Source organism: Glutamicibacter protophormiae (genome assembly GCF_016894325.1).
Lineage (GTDB): Bacteria > Actinomycetota > Actinomycetes > Actinomycetales > Micrococcaceae > Glutamicibacter > Glutamicibacter protophormiae.
On record NZ_CP069806.1, the window covers coordinates 236,116 to 254,981 of the forward strand.

General features: G+C 67.8%; 16 protein-coding genes. 4 read left to right on the top strand and 12 right to left on the bottom strand.

Translation table 11 applies throughout. The annotated features are described in order from the left end of the window. Positions 1–21: 21 nt before the first annotated feature. Positions 22–801, bottom strand: a complete 780-nt coding sequence (locus JQN66_RS01220) for a hypothetical protein (protein ID WP_204676331.1) — start codon at positions 799–801, stop codon at positions 22–24. Between the two features lie 360 nt (positions 802–1,161). On the opposite strand from JQN66_RS01220, the gene JQN66_RS01225 reads away from it, so the two are divergent. Then, entirely contained in the window at positions 1,162–2,457 is a 1,296-nt protein-coding gene (locus JQN66_RS01225) for an adenylosuccinate synthase (protein WP_204676332.1), read from the top strand. Positions 2,458–2,528: 71 nt separating this feature from the next. Here the strand turns inward: JQN66_RS01225 and JQN66_RS01230 are convergent, their stop codons facing one another. Continuing rightward, positions 2,529–4,049: a sodium:solute symporter family protein gene (locus tag JQN66_RS01230; protein WP_204676333.1), complete on the bottom strand. Its 1,521-nt coding sequence runs from the start codon at positions 4,047–4,049 to the stop codon at positions 2,529–2,531. A gap of 366 nt (positions 4,050–4,415) precedes the next feature. Here JQN66_RS01230 and JQN66_RS01235 point away from each other — a divergent pair, with 366 nt between their 5' ends. The 3 genes from JQN66_RS01235 (at position 4,416) to JQN66_RS01245 (ending at position 7,464) form a co-directional block, all read left to right on the top strand. Beyond that, positions 4,416–6,071 (top strand): thiamine pyrophosphate-dependent enzyme, encoded by a 1,656-nt coding sequence (locus JQN66_RS01235; protein WP_204676334.1) that lies wholly within the window; start codon positions 4,416–4,418, stop codon positions 6,069–6,071. A gap of 416 nt (positions 6,072–6,487) precedes the next feature. Next, a complete protein-coding gene (locus JQN66_RS01240; protein ID WP_188949602.1) occupies positions 6,488–6,856 on the top strand; it encodes a hypothetical protein in 369 nt (122 codons plus the stop codon). A gap of 176 nt (positions 6,857–7,032) precedes the next feature. Next, positions 7,033–7,464 (top strand): SRPBCC family protein, encoded by a 432-nt coding sequence (locus tag JQN66_RS01245; protein WP_047118133.1) that lies wholly within the window; start codon positions 7,033–7,035, stop codon positions 7,462–7,464. A gap of 6 nt (positions 7,465–7,470) precedes the next feature. Here the strand turns inward: JQN66_RS01245 and JQN66_RS01250 are convergent, their stop codons facing one another. The 10 genes from JQN66_RS01250 to JQN66_RS01295 form a co-directional block, all read right to left on the bottom strand. Further along, entirely contained in the window at positions 7,471–8,229 is a 759-nt protein-coding gene (locus JQN66_RS01250; protein WP_204676335.1) for a polysaccharide deacetylase family protein, read from the bottom strand. A 73-nt stretch (positions 8,230–8,302) separates the two neighbouring features. Further along, positions 8,303–9,604, bottom strand: a complete 1,302-nt coding sequence (locus JQN66_RS01255; RefSeq protein ID WP_204676336.1) for an MFS transporter — start codon at positions 9,602–9,604, stop codon at positions 8,303–8,305. Positions 9,605–9,755: 151 nt separating this feature from the next. Next, positions 9,756–10,034 (bottom strand): HPr family phosphocarrier protein, encoded by a 279-nt coding sequence (locus JQN66_RS01260; RefSeq protein WP_188949598.1) that lies wholly within the window; start codon positions 10,032–10,034, stop codon positions 9,756–9,758. A gap of 38 nt (positions 10,035–10,072) precedes the next feature. After that, a complete protein-coding gene (ptsP, locus tag JQN66_RS01265; RefSeq protein WP_204676337.1) occupies positions 10,073–11,764 on the bottom strand; it encodes a phosphoenolpyruvate--protein phosphotransferase in 1,692 nt (563 codons plus the stop codon). Beyond that, a complete protein-coding gene (locus tag JQN66_RS01270; RefSeq protein WP_204676338.1) occupies positions 11,761–13,806 on the bottom strand; it encodes a PTS fructose transporter subunit IIABC in 2,046 nt (681 codons plus the stop codon). Before JQN66_RS01270 ends, ptsP begins: the two co-directional genes overlap by 4 nt. Then, positions 13,803–14,792, bottom strand: a complete 990-nt coding sequence (locus JQN66_RS01275; RefSeq protein WP_204676339.1) for a 1-phosphofructokinase family hexose kinase — start codon at positions 14,790–14,792, stop codon at positions 13,803–13,805. Before JQN66_RS01275 ends, JQN66_RS01270 begins: the two co-directional genes overlap by 4 nt. Then, complete coding sequence (locus JQN66_RS01280) at positions 14,789–15,565, bottom strand: DeoR/GlpR family DNA-binding transcription regulator (RefSeq protein ID WP_204676340.1); 777 nt, start codon at positions 15,563–15,565, stop codon at positions 14,789–14,791. The genes JQN66_RS01275 and JQN66_RS01280 overlap by 4 nt, the downstream gene beginning before the upstream one ends. Before the next feature lie 195 nt (positions 15,566–15,760). After that, complete coding sequence (locus JQN66_RS01285; protein WP_204676341.1) at positions 15,761–16,618, bottom strand: polysaccharide deacetylase family protein; 858 nt, start codon at positions 16,616–16,618, stop codon at positions 15,761–15,763. 148 nt (positions 16,619–16,766) lie between these two features. Then, positions 16,767–17,795, bottom strand: a complete 1,029-nt coding sequence (locus JQN66_RS01290; protein WP_204676342.1) for a FecCD family ABC transporter permease — start codon at positions 17,793–17,795, stop codon at positions 16,767–16,769. Further along, positions 17,792–18,766 carry a FecCD family ABC transporter permease gene (locus JQN66_RS01295; protein ID WP_239464098.1) on the bottom strand — a complete coding sequence of 325 codons (975 nt, stop codon included), beginning with the start codon at positions 18,764–18,766 and terminating at the stop codon, positions 17,792–17,794. The genes JQN66_RS01290 and JQN66_RS01295 overlap by 4 nt, the downstream gene beginning before the upstream one ends. Positions 18,767–18,866: the final 100 nt, after the last annotated feature.

Sequence of the window (18,866 nt, forward strand, 5' to 3'; positions counted from 1 at the left end):
GGCCCTCCTGGGTTTTCGCGGTCACTTGGCGGAGACACTGAGCATCATGGCCTTCAGTGTGCGGTACTCCTGAGATTTCATGATTTGCTGCGCGGCTTCCATCGTCACGTGGTCGTCGTCGATCCCCAGGGCCTCGGGCAGATCGCCATCGGACTCGAAGATCGAATAGAGGTCGGCGATGGGCATGAAATAGGACAACGCAGGGTCCGTGCCGCGGTCCTCGGCCCGGTCTTTGGTGCTCAGGAACATGACGAACTTTTCGTCCTTGGAGTCATCGCCCGGTTCCGACTGGACGAATCTCTCGGCGACGAACACTGCGGGGGTGTGCAGCGTGGCCGGAACCTTCTCGGTGTCCAGGGTGGTGCGCTTGTAGGTTGCGCGGTCGCCATCGGTGTCCTTGGCTGAATTCGCCTCGAACGTGGCGATGGAGTGGCCCTTCTCGGTGACGATGTCCCAATCCTGATAGGGATTGTCCGGATCCGGGGCTGGATCGTCGCCGGAATCGTCCATGCGGATGGTCCAGTTGCCCGGGTATTTGAAGGAGATGCCGTGGGCGGTGAAGGTCTTCCAGTCGCTGGTGTCGACGTCTTCGGTCCCGGTTTCGGTGGCGCTGGGGCTCGGCGATGGCCGGGTTGCGGTTGCGCTCGCGGTAGTTGGAGCTGCCGGGGTGGATGATGCGGCCGTGGGGGTTTCGGACGCGGTGGGCGAATCGCCGGCCGGGGCGTCCGGGGAGCCCGAGGTGCAGGCGGCGAGCAGTGCCACCAGCGGAATGAGAGCCAGAAGGCGGGGCTGCGTTTTCATCGGTTGTCCTTGCGTTGTGTGCGGTCCAGACGGTGCGGTGCAAATGACTATTCGACGCCGTCTTTACATACTGCCGTAGCTTGAGGATTAATCAAGACTGTGGAGTGAATTGAAGCCCAACGTATACCGTTTTTCCGGGTTTCTCGACCCCCTTGAAAGCAACCCGCCACGCGCCGGGAGGCCTCCCGGCTCGCACTTCCGCTAGCGGTTCGGTAAACTTTGGTCGTAAGAGCCCCTAACTCTTGCGTTGCCCAGCTCGGGCAAGTGAGCAGAACAGGGGCATATTTTTTGCCCGGTACCGTGCCGGGCCGGCGCGAAGCACGCCGCAACCGCTGCTTTTTATGCAAGGGGGAGGATCCCATGCCAGCAATCGTGATCGTCGGAGCCCAGTGGGGCGATGAGGGTAAAGGAAAGGCCACCGACCTGCTCGGTGGCAAGGTCGACTATGTAGTGAAGCCCAACGGCGGCAACAACGCCGGGCACACGGTGGTCGTTAACGGTGAAAAGTACGAGCTCAAGCTCCTGCCGGCCGGCATTCTTTCCCCTAACACCAACCCGATTATCGGCAACGGCTGCGTGGTGAATCTGGAAGCCCTCTTCGCGGAAATCGAAGGCCTGCAATCCCGCGGCGCGGATACCTCGCGTCTGCGTGTCTCGGCGAACGCCCACCTGGTGGCTCCGTACCACCAGACCATGGACAAGGTGACCGAACGCTTCCTGGGCAAGCGCGCCATCGGCACCACCGGCCGCGGCATCGGCCCCGCCTACATGGACAAGGTCGGACGCCTGGGCATCCGCGTGCAGGACGTCTTCGACGAATCCATCCTGCGCCAGAAGGTCGAGGGCGCACTGCGCCAGAAGAACGAACTGCTGGTCAAGATCTACAACCGCCGCAGCGTCATCGTCGAGGACATCGTGCAGTACTTCCTGTCCTATGCCGACCGCCTGCGCCCGCTGGTCATCGACTCCACCTACGTGCTGAACAAGGCGCTGGACGAGGGCAAGGTTGTGCTCATGGAGGGCGGCCAGGCCACCTTCCTGGACGTCGACCACGGCACCTACCCGTTCGTGACCTCCTCGAACCCGACCGCCGGCGGCGCCTCGGTGGGCTCCGGCATCGGCCCGACCCGCATCACCCGCTCCATCGGCATCATCAAGGCCTACACCACCCGCGTGGGCGCAGGTCCGTTCCCGACCGAGCTGTTCGATGAAATGGGCGAGTACCTGCAGAAGACCGGCGGCGAATTCGGCGTGAACACCGGCCGTCCGCGCCGCTGCGGCTGGTACGACGCCGTGCTGGCCCGCCACGCCTCGCGCGTGAACGGCTTCACCGACTACTTCGTCACCAAGCTGGACGTGCTGACGAACATCGAGCAGATCCCGGTCTGCGTGGCCTACGACGTGGACGGCGTGCGCCACGACGAAATGCCGATGACCCAGACCGACTTCCACCATGCGAAGCCGATCTTCGAGTACTTCCCGGGCTGGACCGAGGACATCTCGGGTGCCAAGACCCTGGAGGACCTGCCGGAGAACGCCCGGAACTACATCCTGGCCCTGGAGAAGATCAGCGGTACCCGCATCTCCGCCATCGGCGTGGGTCCGGACCGCGACCAGACCATCGTGCGCCACGACCTGCTGAGCGACACGCTCTAAACAGGACGAAAGCATCGAGCCACCGGCCCCATGGGGCCGGTGGCTCGATGCTTTCGCGGTTAGTGAGCCGGCTAGCCGCGGCTTTCCGCCGCGACGCCCTCCTCCAGCGATTTGCCGGAGACCCGCAGGTTCCAGTGCGCGAGCACCCCGGAATCGGTGGGCCTGGAGGCCAGTGACACCACGATGAAGGTCAGCGCGGAGGCGATCAGGCCGAAGTAGATCGGCTCGTTCGCGTAGACGCCGTCGAACTTGTTCTCGGCCTGGATCTCCAGCACGATCATGGTGCCCAAGGTGACCAGCGTGCCGGCCGCCATGGAAGCGGCGGCCCCGAGGCCGTTGCCGCGCTTCCACAGCAGGCCGCCGATGATTGCGACCAGCAGGCCGCCGACCAGGATGTCGTAGGCGATGGTCAGCGCCGCGACCACGTCGTCCACCAGGATGGCCAGCGACACCGTCACCACGCCGAGCACCAGCACCCAGATGCGGTTCGCGCGCACGTCGTGCTCCGGGTTCTCGTTCGTGTTCACCTCGATGGCGCGCCCGAACCAGCCGGCAACGAACGGGGTGACGTCGGTGCGGGCCACCGTGGCCGCTGCGATCAGCGCGCCGGAGGCGGTGGACATCATGGCGGCCACGGCCGCGGCCATGACCAGGCCGCCCACGGCCACCGGCAGCAGCTGCGTGGCGACCTCGGCGTAGACGACGTCCTTGTTGGCGTCTGCCCCGGCGATGTCCGGCAGCGCCACCCGGGCTGCCATGCCGATCAGTGCTCCGGCGATGCCGTAGATGATGCAGTAGACGCCGGCGGTGGTGCCGCCCCAGCGGGCTACCTTCGGGGTCTTGGCGGTGAATACGCGCTGCCAGATGTCCTGCCCGATCAGCAGGCCCAGGGTGTAGACCACGAAGTACGTGATGATGGACTGCAGCCCGATGCCGGTGATGTCGAAGAACTCGGCGCCGATGCGCTCGCGGATGCCGTCCATGCCGCCGGCCGCATTCAGCGAGAACGGCAGCATCAGCGCGAAGATGCCAATGGTCTTGATGACGAATTGCACCTGGTCGGCCAGGGTAATGGACCACATGCCGCCGATGGTCGAATAGATGACCACGATGGCTCCGCCTACGGCGATCGCCACCCACTTCTCCCAGTCGAAGAGCACCACGAAGATCGTGGCATAGGCGCTGGTCGAGGTCGCGCACAGCATCAGCGTATAGGCCAGCATCACGATGCCGGAGGTATTCGTGGCGGACTTGCTGCCGTAGCGCAGGCTGAGCATCTGGGAAACGGTGAAGACCTTCAGCTTCTGCAGCGTCGGGGCGAACGCCAGGGACAACAGGATGACGCCGGCGCCGATCGCAGCGACAAGCCACATGCCGGAGATGCCCCACTTGTAGCCCAGCCCCACGCCGCCCACGGTGGATGCGCCGCCCAGGACCACGGCGGCCATGGTGCCGGTGTAGAGCACCGGACCCAGTCGGCGCCCTGCGACCAGGTAGTCGCTGCTGTTTTTGGTACGGGACTTGCCCCACCAGCCGAAGGCCAGCATGGCCGCGAGATAGACCGCGACAATCGTTCCGTTGATGAATTCCATGGAGAGCCTCACTGGAGGATTTGACTAGCCGGTGATGCCTGCCAGTAAACATTAGTTTTCTAATAGGATATTGATCCAAGGTGATCTGGTCAACACTTCCGCAGGGGCGGCGCCGGCAAAGCGAGCCGAATCGGAGTGACGAAGCACACTGTCCCACTCTTTGGAATTCTCTGGACAATATGAGCAGGCATATGCATGAACTCGCGCATCGTGTCATACTCGCGTAGCAATCGGTATTCATGATGTGCAATCGAACAGAATTTAGTACTGTTTTTCAACGACGCAACGTTGCATCGCACGGTCAAAGTGATCATTTAACTCGTAGTTGCGTCTGACGACCATGAAACAGAAAGACGCCCCTTGAACATGAGTGAAAACGGTCAAGCGCAGATGCGGAAATCTGCCGGACATGTAATTGTCGATACGCTCGCCGCGCACGGTGTTGAGCGCACCTATGTCGTTCCCGGGGAAAGCTACCTCGACGTGCTCGATGGGCTGCACAAATCCTCGATTGAGACGATCGTTTGCCGCCATGAAGGCGGGGCAACCTACATGGCCGAAGCCGACGGAAAGCTGCACCAGCGTCCGGGCATCGCCATGGTGACCCGCGGTCCCGGCGCAGCCAACGCGCATGTCGGCCTGCACACCGCATGGCAGGATTCCACCCCGCTGGTGCTGTTCGTCGGCCTGATCCCCTTCGAGCACCGCGAGAAGGAAGCCTTCCAGGAATTCGATCCAAAGGCCTGGTTCGGCACCGGCGCCAAGCGCGTGATGATCCTCGACCACGCCGAGCGCGCCAGCGAAATCGTTGCCGAGGCCATGTTCGCCGCCATGTCCGGCCGCCCCGGCCCCGTCGTGGTAGGACTGCCCGAAGACATCATCCAGCAGGAAATCTCCGCCGAACTGCACCCCGAGATCCCGGTGGCCACCGGCGGCATGACCGTCACCGACTGGAAGGCGCTGAACACCGCCCTCCAGGAATCCGAGAAGCCGCTGTTCGTTTTCGGCGGCAACGACTGGTCGCATGAGGGTGCAGCGGACTTCACCCGCTGGCTCGAGGAGCACGGCCTGCCGGCCGCGGCGGAATGGCGCTGCGAAGGAACCGTTCCGTTCACCTCGCCGTCCTACGTCGGACCGATCGGCTACGGGCGCCCCAAGCCGACCTACGACCTGCTGGAGGAAACCGACCTGCTGATCTTCGTGGGCACCGTGCCCGGCGATGTGATCACCGACGGGTTCAACGTCCGCCAGAACTGGGAAAAGAAGAACTTCATCGTCACCATCGACCCCGCGCTGCGCGGTCGTTCGGGCCCGGTCTCGCACCAGATCGTCGCCAAGCCTGATGTGTTCGTCCGCGATCTGCTGCTGATGGACCTGCCGGTCAAGGATTCGTGGAAGGAATGGACCTCGCGGATGCGCGGCGAGCAGGAAAAGTTCGCGCAGCTTCCTCCGGCCACCCCCTCCGCGGGGCAGGCCAAGATGGCGACCATGATGGCCAACCTGGTCCAGTCGCTGCCCGAGGACGCAATGGTGACCTTCGGCGCGGGCGAGCACACCAACTGGGCCCACCGCTACTTCCCGACCAACGGGTACGCCTCGATGATCTCGGCGCGCAACGGCTCCATGGGCTACTCGGTCCCCTCCGCCGTGGCGGCGTCCCTGAGCTACCCCGACCGCCGCGTGGTGACCATCGCCGGCGACGGCGAGTTCCTCATGAATGGGCAGGAGCTTGCCACCGCGGCGCAGTACGGCGCCACCCCGCTGGTGATCATCATGGATAACCAGCAATACGGAACCATCCGCACCCACCAGGAGCGCCAGTACCCGGAGCGTGTCTCCGGCACCCAGCTGCTCAACCCGGACTTCGCGCTCATGGCTCAGGCCTTCGGCGGATTCGGCGTGCGCGTGGAGCAGGATTCCGAGGTGCCGGCGGCGCTGGAAGCGGCGCTGAAGGCCATCGACGAGGACAAGAAGTTCGCGCTGATCCACCTGATCGTGGAGCAGGGCGTGAAGGCCTACTAGGGATGCCATTCCGTGCGGCACCACGTCGTGCGGAGGGGAATCCTTCGGTGCAGAAGGCAGATAATTCCAGCGGGTGCCGTTTTTAGGCATCCGCTGGATGCCTTAAGGGGCATTGCTCTGCTGTGCTGGATTTTACGGCAGGGAGAACGGGGCTTGTCGATCCGTTGGGCCGTGGACGACCCCCGGCGCCTGCCTGCGGAGCGGCGTTGAGCCGGACGCCGAGGAGCTGGGGCGGGCGACCGGAGCTTCCGGAACTGCCATCGCTGCCGGCCATCGGGCTGCCCTGGCGGCCGGTGCCGCGAGGCATGGATCACGATGGTCCGAGCCGTCTTGGCACAGGGAACGCGACAGCTTAAGATGAAGTGCTACCGAACTGCGCGAGCAGTTCACATCCCGAGCACGAGGTGGAAAACCAGATGGCACAAATGAGCGAGGAGCTCATTGAGCAGTGGGCGGATGCCACTGCCGAAATCTACAATGAGTCCCTGACCGGTATTAATCTGACCAGGTTGCCCGAGGCCGTGGCTCAGTACACTGATCTCTTCGCCCAGAGCGAGGACCTGACGTTCAACGAGGACGCCACCCCGACCGACTACTTCGAGCACCATCCGTTCGTGGCGATCACCGCGATCCTCAACAGTCCCGACGCGCTTGAGGTGCTGGACTCGGATGCGCAGGACGCCCTGGACGCCATGGCCGACTTCACCGAGGCCTGGTACACCTTCGACCTCGAGCAGGAGCCGGAACTCGGCATCTCCGAGGCCGACGACGAAGAAGACTGGTAAATCCTCCCGCCCGGCCGCCGCGCCGGGAGGAAAGGCCGCAGGCCGGTTCACGCAGCGCCGCGCGCGCCGCGCGAACCGGCCTGTGCCGTCTGCACGCAGGGCCCGCCGCTCCCGGCCCGGGCGGTTCCCGATGCCCGCCCCTTGGCAAGACGGGCGCTGGATGGGACGATGCCGGTATGAGCCAGTTCAGCGTGTTCGAGAGCACCGTGACCATCCATCTTCCGGTGCACCGCGTCTGGGAGCTGCTGACCGACTGGGCGGCGGCGCCCCTGTGGATGCACGGCATCGGATCCATGCATTCGGATGACCCCCAGCTGCGTGTGGGGACCACCCTGACCTACCGGGTCGCCGGGCACGAGCGCCGGTACGAGGTTCGCGATCTGATCGAGAACCGGCTGCTGGTGCTGCACACCTCGCAGAACCCGGATGGCCTGTCCTATCGCTACGACCTGAAGGACGACGCCGGATACACCGAGGTGGTGCTGCAGGTGGCGATCATCAACCCCGATTTGAGTGTCGAGGAGTGCGAGGAGCTGGCCGGGCACGTGCGCGAAAGCGAGGAGGACAAGCTGGACCAGCTGCGCATGTACGCCGAAACCGCTCCCTGACCCGGCTCAGTCCCCGGCGGCCGCCTGGTGCGCGCCGCGCTCGTAGGCCGCGCCGGGAACGAAGTCGCTGCCGGCGAAGAGCTGGTCGACCGTCACCAGGGTGTAGCCCTGCGCGGTGAGCTTCGCGACCAGATCCGGGACCGCCTCGACCGAGCTCTCGTGGATGTCGTGCATGAGGATGATCGACCCGGGCTTGACCTCATCGAGCGCGATCTTCACGGTCTTCACCGGATCGTGGTGCTTCCAGTCCAGGGTGTCCACGTCCCACAGCACCAGCGGGTAGGGGATCAGCCGGTCGTAGACCGCCCCGTGGCTGCCATAGGGCGGGCGCAGCACATCAGGGGTCTGCCCCGCGGCCTTCTCGATGGCCTCGTCGGTCCATTGGACCTCGTGCTCGATCTTCTCCTTGGTCAGCGTCGTGATATCCGCATGGTCCCAGGTGTGGTTGCCCAGCTCGTGGCCCTCGGCGACCATGCGCTTGACGGTGTCCGGGTACTTGCCCACGTTCTTGCCCACCATGAAGAAGGTGGCCGGGGCCTTGGCCTCCTGCAGCTCATCCAGCAGCCGGTCGGTGAACTCTCCCGGCCCGTCGTCGAAGGTGAGCGCCACGCACTTGGCGACGGCGCAGTCGACCGGAGCGGCGCTTTCCTCCGGAGGGGCGCTCGATGTTTCGGGCGTGGCGGGGCTGGAAGCGCATCCGGTGAGCAGCCCGAGACTCAGCAGCAGCGCGGCGCCGCGCAACAAGATGGTGGACGAAGACCTCATGCGTCCACCATCTCGCTTTTCGCGCCGCATCTGGGCGAAGCCACGCAGCCTGCGCCGAGTTTTCGGCAAAATACTAGCTGCTTTCCAGTTCGGCCACGGGGTCCGGGGAATCCAGCGGATTGGCCAGCTCGTCCTTGGCGAACTTCCCCGCCTTCCAGGCGATGATCCCGAAGATCGGGGAGATGACCCCCGCGAAGACGAAGATGGCCTGCAGGCTCAGCACCTGGCTCAACGGGCCGGCCACCGCCATGGACACCGGCATCAATGCCAGCGAGACGAAGAAGTCCAGGCTGGAAATCCTCCCCAGCAGGCGCTTCGGGACGCGCCGCTGCAGCAGCGTGCCCCAGATGACCATACCCGCCGCGTCGGTCAGGCCGAAGACCGCAAGGATCGCGAAGAGCAGCCAGGACGCGTCGACGTAGCCGACCAGGGTCAGCGGCAGCGTGCCCAGGCACCAGTACGCGGTCATCAGGCTCAGGTAGCGCCGGGGGAACCGCGAGGAGGCGATCAGCAGCGAGCCCGCCGCCGAGCCGATTCCGAAGAACGCCAACGCGTAGCCGAACAGCGTGGCGTCCCCGTGCAGCTGGTCGCCGACGATGAACGGCAGCAGCACCTCGAAGGGCCCGATGAAGGAGAACACCGAGACCGCCGAGAACAGCAGCGTCCAGCGCAGCCATCGGGTGCGCATCGTGTAGCCCACGCCCTGGCGCAGCTGCGCCAGGATGCCGGGGTGGCCCTGCTCGTCCTCCGGGGCAGCGGCGTCGTACTCCGGGCGCCGCCGGATGAACTGCAGCACTGCCAGCGCCGCCAGGTGGCACAGGGCCACCCCGAGGATCGCGTGGGCGGGGGAGACCAGGGCGACCAGGAAACCCGCGGCCATGGGCCCCAGTGCGGTCTGCACGACCGGGCGGACCGTTCCCTCCAGCCCGTTCGCGGCCAGCAGCTGCTCCCCGGGCAGCATCCTCGGCAGCAGCGCCGAATAGGCCGGGTAGAAGAAGGCCGCCCCGGCCCCGGAGAAGAAGCCGGTGACGGCCAGGTGCCACAGCTGCACCGCGCCGGTCAGCGACAGCGCCGCGGTGCCGGACATGACGACCAGGTGCAGCCCCTGGACGCGGATCACGATCTTCCGGCTGGAATAGCGGTCGGCGGCAATCCCGCCGACCAGCACCAGCGCCAGCAGTCCGACGCTGTTCACGGTGGCGACCACGGACAGTTCCATCGGCCCGCCGCCCAGCGCGCGCACCTGGTAGACCATGGCCACGGCCCACATGCCCGAGGCGAAGGTGGAGGCGACCATGGCGCCGGCCAGCAGCGCATAGTCCCGTTGTGAAAATGGCCTGACCAGACGCAGTATGGAAGTCGTCAAGGTGCTCACGACAATCTCCCGTCCCCAAGTGTGAGAACTCAATCATCAGGCCGATGATTGGGATTTGTCAATCACTATTTTCGGGGGTGCCGAGGCGGAAAACGGCGCCGGCGGCCCAGGGAGCACCCGGGGCCGCCGGCGCCGTGGCCAGCCGGTGGAACTACTCGGAGTCGTGGTCGGTTTCCAGGACCTTGGCCAGCTCGTCCAGGGCCGCCTCGGCGCCCTCGCCCTCGGCGCGCAGGATGACGGTGGTGCCGTATTCGGCGCCCAGTCCCATCAGCGAAAGGATGCTCGAGGCATCCAGTGCGTCCTCGGCCGGTTCGCCTTCCAGGGCGATGGTGACTTCTACCGGGGCCTCGGCCGCGGCCTCGGCGAAGATGGCTGCCGGGCGGGCATGCAGCCCCACGCGGCTTCCGATGACTGCTTGACGTTCTGCCATGGTGGCTCCTTTGTTTTTCAGATGGTGCAGGGATGCGGTTAAAGGCCGAAGCGGTCCAGCTCGGGCAGTTCGGCGCGGACGAGCCGGCGGGCTTCGGAAGCCGAATCGGCCTCCAGGGCCAGCGCGGCCAGGCGTTGGGCGGCGGGCAGGTCCACCGTGCGCAGCACCGCCGCGACCGGCGGCAGGGCCCGCTTGTTCATGGACAGCGTGTTCACGCCCAGGCCCACCAGCACCACCGCCAGGGCCGGGTCCGCCGCGGCTTCGCCGCACACGCCCACCGGCTTGCCGCCGGCGCCCAGGGCGCCCTCGGCGGTGGCCTTGACCAGGTGCAGGACCGCCGGCTGCCAGGGGTCGTTCAGTTCGGCCATGGCGCCGAGCTGGCGGTCGGCGGCCATGGTGTACTGGGTCAGGTCGTTGGTGCCCAGCGAAACGAAATCGCAGCGCGACAGGATCCCGCCGGCCAGCACCGCGGCGGAGGGAACCTCGATCATGGTGCCGCCGGTGGGCAGCCCCGCTGCGGACACCATGGCCGCGAAGGCGCCGGCCTCGGCCGGGGTGGAGATCATCGGCGCCATGGTCCAGACCTCGGCCTGGTGCTCAGCGGCCGCCTGCGCGATGGCCGCCAGCTGGCGGGCCAGCACGCCGGGGCTGGCTGCGTCGGTGCGGTAGCCGCGCACGCCCAGGGCGGGGTTCGGCTCGGTGGTATCGGTCAGGAACGGCAGCGGCTTGTCAGCCCCGGCGTCCAGCGTGCGGACCACGACCTTCTTGCCGGCGAAGGCTTCGAACACCGCCCCATAGGCTTGGACCTGTTCCTCATGCGTCGGCTCGGCATCGCGGCCCAGGAAGCAGAACTCGGTGCGCAGCAGGCCCACACCCTGGGCGCCGGCGGCCGCGGCGGCCTGCGCGTCCTTGCCCCCGCCCACATTGGCCAGCAGCGGGACCGGATGCCCGTCGGCCAGCACGCCGTAGCCGTCGAAGTCCGGCAGCGGTTCGCGGTTCGCGTAGGTGGCGGCCAGATGTTCCTGTTCCGCGCCCGGGTTGGTGGTCACGGTGCCGCTGATGCCGTCGGCGAAGACCTGCATGCCGTCGCGCAGCGCGGTGGTGCCGGTGGCGGCGACGATGGCCGGCAGGCCCAGCGAGCGGGCGATGATCGCGGTGTGCGACTGCGGGCCCCCGTCGGAGGTGACCAGGGCCAGCACCTTGGCCGGATCCAGGGTGGCGGTGTCGGCCGGGGCAAGGTCCACCGCGGCCAGCACGAACGGCTCTTGGGAGTCGGGGATGCCCGGGGCGGGGACCCCGCGCAGCTCGGCCACGATGCGGGCGCGCACATCCAGCACGTCGCCGGCGCGTTCGGCCATGTAGCCGCCCAGCGCGGCCAGCTGGGTCGCCACCGCATCGGCGGCCTCCCAGATGGCCGATTCGGCGCAGGTGCCGCCGGAGACCAGGGTGCTGGCGGACTTGAGCAGCGTGCGGTCGCTGGCCATCAGCGCGGTGGCCTTCAGCACCCCCTGGGCATCCCCGGTGGCGGTGGCCGCTCGGGCCTTGAGCTGCGCGGCGACGGACTGCGTGGCCGCGGTGAGGCGCTCGATTTCAGCCTGCGCGGTGCTTCCCTCCGGCAGCGGGGCGCCGTCGGACGGGGCCGCGATGGGATCGGGCATGCGCAGCACCGGTCCGATGACGCGCCCGGCGCTGACGCCTACGCCGTGGTAGGAAACCTGCTGCGTGCTCATGCTGCCACTCCTGCCGATTGCGCGGCTGCCGGCTGGGCCTGCGCGGACGGGGCCTTGCGGACGAACTTCTTCAGGACGATGACCAGCAGCGCTGAGATCACGGTACCAATTACGGTGGCCAACAGGAAGAACGGCCAGGTGTTGTTCATCGCGAAGAAGACGAAGATGCCGCCGTGCGGGGCCTGGCTGACCACGTTGAAGACCATGATCAGCGAGCCGGTCACGCCGGCGCCCACCATGGAGGCCGGGATGACGCGCAGCGGGTCGGCCGCGGCGAACGGGATGGCGCCCTCGGAGATGAAGGCGGCGCCCAGCAGCCAGGCGGCCTTGCCGTTTTCGCGTTCGGCCCCGCTGAACAGCTTAGGGGCGATCACGGTGGCCAGGGCCATGGCCAGCGGCGGCACCATGCCGGCGGCCATCACGGCGGCCATGATCATCAGCGGTGCGGGGTTCTCCACCAGGGAGCCGGCGCCCAGGCCGGCCACGGCGAAGGAGTAGGCGACCTTGTTGACCGGGCCGCCCAGGTCCACGGCCATCATGAGTCCCAGGATCAGGCCTAGGCCCGCGGCGGCCACGCCGGACATGCCCGACAGCCAGTCGTTCAGCGCTACGGTCAGGCGCGCGATCGGCCCGCCGAGCACCAGGAACATCAGGCCGGAAGCGATGATGGAGCCCAGCAGCGGCACGATGACCACCGGCATCAGCCCGCGCAGCCAGCGCGGGACCGGCCAGGAGTTGATCCAGCGGCAGGCCAGGCCGGCGATCACGCCGCCGACGATGCCGCCGATGAACCCGGCGCCCATGAAGCCGGCCACCGCGCCGGCGGTGAAGCCAGGGGCGATGCCCGGACGGTCCGCGTAGGCGTAGGCGATGTAGCCTGCCAGCGCCGGAACCAGGAAGCCCATGGACAGCGAGCCGATCTTGAAGGCCGCGGCGCCCAGATAGGCGGCCAGCCCGGCATCGGGCAGGTTCCACAGCGTGTTCTCGCCCAGGTAGGCGTCCGCCACGTCGGTGATGGCGTAGCCGCCGAGCAGGAAGCCCAGCGCGATCAGCAGGCCTCCGCCGGCGACGAAGGGGATCATGTAGGACACGCCGGTGAGCAACGCGCGCTTCAGCCCGCCGCCGAAGCTCTCCTTTTTCGACTCCGCGGTGTCCGCGGATTCCTGCGCGGAAGCGGCGGGCACCCGGCGGGCCTGGGGGTCGGTGGAGGCCGCCACCGCGTCGGTGAGCAGCTTGGCCGGCTCGTCCACGCCGCGCTTGACCGGCACCTGGATGACCGGCTTGCCGGCGAAGCGCCCGCGGTCGCGCACATCCACGTCAACGGCGAAGATCACCGCGTCGGCGTCCCTGATCAGCGCCGGATCCAGCGGGGTGGACCCGGAGGACCCCTGGGTTTCCACGGCGAAGTCGATGCCCAGCTCCTGCGCGGCCTGGGCCAGCGCATCGGCGGCCATGTAGGTGTGGGCGATGCCGGTCGGGCAGGCGGTGACCGCGACGACCTTCGGACGCTGGGTTGCGGCCGGCCCTGCGGCGGCCGGTTCATCGGCCGGTGCCGGTGCCGGTGCCGGGGCCGGGGCCGGGGCGGCCGGGGCGTCGGAGATGACCTCGGAGACCAGGTCCACGATCTCCTGGTTGCTTTGCGCCTCGCGCAGCGCGGCGGTGAAGCTCTTCTTGACCAGCGCGCGGGCCAGCCTGGACAGCAGTTTCAGGTGCTCCTTGTCCGCGCCTTCCGGGGCGGCGATGAAGAAGACGAGGTCCGCCGGGCCGTCCTTGGCGCCGAAGTCCACCGGGTCGGCCAGCCGGGCCATGGCCAGGGTCGGGGCGGTGACCGCGGCCGAACGGCAGTGCGGGATGGCGATGCCGCCGGGCACGCCGGTGGCGGTCTTCGCCTCGCGGGCCAGCGCGTGCTCGGCCAGTTCCGCGGCGTCGGTGACCCGGCCCTGTGCGGTGATCTGGTTGGCCAGATGCGTGATGACGTCGTGGGCGGTGGTGCCCAGGTGGACGTCCAGGGCGACGAGCCCGGGGGTGATCAGATCGCTCATGGTTGGGATCCTTGTCTTGGCGTGAGATCGGTGACGGCGACAGCGTCCGTGCGGAGGTCGTGGCGGGTGGGAATGGTCGAGCCGGGCAGCGAGGCCGCGGCCGTCCCGTAGGCGATGGCCAGGCGCAGCTTCTGCGCCGGGTCCGCCCCCGCCGTATCTGCCAGCAGATAGCCGGCCAACGATGAATCCCCGGCGCCCACGGTGCTGCGCACGGTGACGGGGTCGTGGATTCCGTGCCAGGCGCCGTCGGGGGTGGACAGCACCGCCCCGGCGGCGCCCAGCGTGGCGAGCACCGCCCCGGCCCCGCGTTCCAGCAGCGTGGCGCTGGTGCGGGCCGTGAGCTGCGGGGAGGCTTCCAGCTCTTCCTCGGTCAGCGTGGATCCGGCCAGTTCGGCCAGTTCCTCGCCGTTGGGCTTGAGCAGATCCGGCACGTGCTGCGGGCCGTGCGCGAACAGCTGGCGCAGCGGTGCGCCGGAGGTGTCCACCGCGATCTTCGGGCAGCTGCTGCCCAGGCGCTCGCGCAGCCGCGCGGTCAGCGTGGCGTAGTAGTCGTCCGGGACCCCGGGAGGCAGCGATCCGGCCAGCACCAGCCAGGTGGCCCGGGTGGCGGCCAGTTCCTGGATGATCAGCAGTTCCAGCTGGGCCAGGGTGGCGGCGCCGAGCACCGGGCCCGGTTCGTTGATCTTGGTGGTGGTGCCCTGGCGGTCAACCAGCGTGATGTTGGTGCGCAGCGGGGCCGCGATGGGCAGCGCGCGGTGCGGGAGCTGGTCGGCGGCCAGGGCCATGACCAGCGGATCGGCGGCATCCCCGGGCAGCAGGGCCAGGGACTGCCCGCCCGACGCCGTGATGGCCCGGGTGACGTTCACGCCCTTGCCGGCCGCTTGCAGGTGGCTGGATTCGGCGCGCTGCACGGCCCCGGGCACCAGCGCGGACCCCAGCTCGATGGTCTTGTCCAGCGCCGGGTTGCAGGTCAGGGTGACGATCATGCCACGATCACCTCGACGTCGGCGGCTTCCAGCGCCGCGGCCAGTTCGGCGCCCGGCAACCGGTCGGTGACCAGCGTGTCGATGGCGTCCAGCGCGGCGAAGCGGACCAGGGTTTCCTGGTCGAACTTCGATCCGTCGGCCAGCAGCACCACGCGGCGGGCACTGGCAACCAGGGAGCGCTTGACTGCCGCTTCCAGCGGGTCGGGGGTGCTCAGCCCGAAGCCGGCATCAAGCCCGTTGGTTCCGATGAAGGCGATGTCCGCGCGGTAGTTGGCGTATTCCTGGGCGGTGCGCGCGCCGCTGGCCGCGCCGGTGATGCCGCGGACGCGTCCGCCGATCAGCTCCAGGGCGATGTGCGGGCTCTGCACGAGCACCGAGGCGATGGGCAGCGCGTGGGTGATGACCAGCAGGCCGTTTCCGGTGTTGGTCTTGAGCATGCGCTCGGCCAGGATTTCGGTGCTGGTCCCGGCGTCCAGGATGACCGAGGCCTCGGAGACCGGGATCAGGCTGAGCGCGCGCTGGGCGATGCGGGCCTTGGCCTCGGCGTGGATTGCGGTGCGCACCACGTAGCTTTCCTCGCGGGTGCTGGCCTCGCTGGTGGCGACGGCGCCGCCGTGCACGCGGCGCAAGTGGTTCTCGGATTCGAGCTGCGCCAGGTCCCGGCGCACGGTTTCGCGGGTGATGTCGAAGCGGTCGGCGAGCTGCGCCACGGTGACTTTTCCATCGGCCGCGAGCTGCTCTGCGATCAGCCGGTGTCGTTCTTCGGCGAACATTTCTGCCTCCGCTGGGGTTCATGACCTGCAACACATGGATCTGTGTTTAGATGACTTTATGCCCGATTGTGTGGCCAGGTCAAGTGAAATGCGGGGGAATTTTTGGGTTTATCTGCGTTTCGGTGGGTTTGGTGTACTCAAACGGGCCTCGAGCGTCCCGGCGGCTGATTGCGTGCGTGCGGAGAAAGAGTGTGATTAGCGGATCTGGTTGCGGCTGGTGTAGGCGGTGGAGCTGTTGAAGTCCTGCCCGTCGAACAGCTCGTCGACGGTGACCGGGGTGTAGCCCTGCCGCTTGAGCTGCTTGACGAGCTCGGGCACGGCCTTGACGGTGCTCTCATGGATATCGTGCATCAGGATGATCGATCCGTCGCGCACTTCCTGCATGGCGATGCTCGCGACCTTGGCCGGGTCGCGGTGCTTCCAGTCCAGCGTGTCCACATCCCACAGCACCAGCGGGGCATCGATCAGCGCATCGACCTGGGTGTTGTGCGCGCCGTAGGGCGGACGCACCGTGTTGGGGTAAATTCCGCTGAGGTCCTTGATGATGGCCGCTGCCGTGTCGATCTCATGGGTGATCTGCGAGCTGCTCAGTGACGTGAGCGCCTTGTGGTCATGGGTATGGCTGCCCAGCTGGTGCCCCTCGACGACCATGCGGCGCAGGGTCTGCGGATACTTCTGGGCGTTCTGCCCCAGCAGGTAGAACGTCGCCGGGGTGTCCGCGGCGGCCAGATGGTCCAGCAGCCGCTCGGTGTGGCGGCCCGGTCCGTCGTCGAAGGTCAGCGCCACGCACTTGGCCTGGTCGCAGTCGACCTCGGGGCGAGGATGCAGCCGCAGCGGTCCTGCCGGGGCCACGACAGCGGGCACGTCGGGTGCGGCCTGCGCCAGCACTCCGGTCGAGCCGGAAATCCGCGGGCTTTGCTGTCCCGGAAGCAGCTTCTGCGCCGCCTGCTTGGCGAACCCGTCCTCGGCCGGGGCCTGCGCGGCGCAGGAAGCCAGCAGCAGTGCGGACGCGAGGGCAGGGAGCACCGCAAAGCGGCGGGAAAGGGAAGGCATGAGCCAACCTTCCCGCGCCGCGGCGGCGGTTTTCAAACTGGCGGACCGCACCCGCCGCAAACTCCACCGAATCGTTATCAAAACGGGGCAAAACCCCCGGGATTCCGGGTATTGGTGTGCCCCGGGTCTCAGTCGGGCGTGAGGCGCGCTACCCACGGATCCGCTGGGTCCCGCGGTTGAGCAGATACACCAGATAGATGCCGCCGATGCACACGGTGACCACACCCACCGGCAGCTGGATCGGGGCGAACAGCCGTTGGGCCAGCAGGTCTCCCAGCGCCAGCAGGAACGCCCCGGTCAGTGCCGTGGGGATCAGGTTCAGCGAGCCCCCGCCCACCAGGCGCCGCGTCAGCTGCGGGGCGACCAGCGCCACGAACGCAATCGGGCCGGCCAAGGCCGTCACCGCGGAAACCAGCAGGACCGCCAGCGTCACCAGCACCAGCTTGGTGCGTTCGACCTTCATGCCCAAAGCGCTGGCCAGGTCGTCTCCCATCTGCAGCATCTGCAGCGACTTCGAGCCGACCAGCACCGCGGCCAGGGACGCGAGCACGACAATGGATACCGGAATCACCCCGGCCCAGGTCACGCCGTTCAAGGTGCCGGCGCCCCACACGGCGGCGGCCATGGCCACGTCCAGTTCCGCGCGCAGCACCAGGTAGTGGTTGAACGAGGCGAGCACCGCGGAGACGCCGATGCCCACCAGGATCAGCCGGAAGCCGTGGGTGCCGTTGCGCCAGGCCAGCAGGTAGACCACGAAGGCGGTCAGCAGGCCGCCGGCCAGCGCACCCAGGCTGGTGGCGAGGAATCCGCCGCCGAGTACGGTCAGCATCACCAGCGCGCCGGTATAGGCGCCGGTGGAGAAGCCGATGATGTCCGGGGATCCCAGCGGGTTGCGGGTCAGCGTCTGGAAGACCGCGCCGGATACGGCAAGCCCGGCGCCGAACACCAGCGCGGCGGTTGCGCGCGGCATGCGCCATTGCCAGACGACGGTGGTCTCAAGCCCCTCGCCGCCGCCGAAGAGGATCGTCAGCACACGCCACGGGGTGATGGAATATTCGCCGCCGGAGACCGCAAACACGGTCGCCAGCAGGGCCGCGGCCCCCAGCGCCAGTCCGACAGAGCGGGAGCGGGTGGAGCGCTTGAGCGTCCGGGTCCTGTTTGCCGATGCGATGCTCACAGGGCCGCCGCCTTGGGGCTGCGGGCCAGCATGATCAGCAGCGGCGCCCCGATGAACGCGCAGACCACGCCGGCCTGCAGTTCGCCGGGAAGCATGACGCGGCCCAGCACGTCGGCAACCAGCAGGAGCATGGGCGCCAGCAGGCAGGTATAGGCCATGACCCAGCCCGTGCCGGATCCGGCCAGCCGGCGCGCGGCGTGCGGCGCCATCAGGCCGATGAAGCCGATGGCACCCACGGCGGCGGTGGCCGAGGCGGCCAGGACGGTGATGGTGACCAGCACCAGGATGCGGGTGTTGCGGACGTTGACACCCAGCGCGGTGGCCGCGTCGTCTCCCAGCGCCAGCCCGTCCAGCGATCGCGCGCAGAGCGCCGCGAGCAGGATTCCGACGGCAGTCAGCAGCGCCAGCGGAACGATGATGGAGGCATCCCTGCCCTGCAGGGAACCGATGGTCCAGGCGCGCAGCTGGTCGAAGGCCTGCGGGCGCACCAGCGACAAGGCGGTGCCGAGGCCGGTGAAAATCGCGCCGATGGCCACCCCTGAGAGCACCAGGCGCACCGGGTCCGAGGATCCTGCGCGGGGGCGGCCGATCAGGTAGACCAGAGCGGCGGTGAGCAGCGCGCCGAGGAAGGCGAAGGATACGTAGCCGGCAAAACCCGAAACCCCCAGGAACCCGACCGCGGTCACGATGGCCAGCGAGGCGCCGGCGTTGACGCCCAGGATGCCCGGTTCGGCCAGCGGGTTGCGGGTCAGCGATTGGGCCAGCAGCCCCGCCACACCCAGCCCGGCGCCGGCGAGGATCGCCAGCAGCGCGCGGGGCAAGCGCGAAGACAGGATGAGGCTGCGCTCAACGGATTCCGCGGGATCGGCCAGCGCCGAAAAGATTTGTTCCAGGCTCAGGGATTTTGAGCCGATGGTCAACGACGCAGCGGCCAGTGCGACCAGCAGGACCGCCAGCATTCCGAGAATCAACAAATGTTTGCTCGGTGACTTGCTGCGTTGCAAATCATCGGGTGGAGATAAGGTCTTCACGGTGGGGGGAGTCGCACTTTCACGCTGAGAACGGTGACTG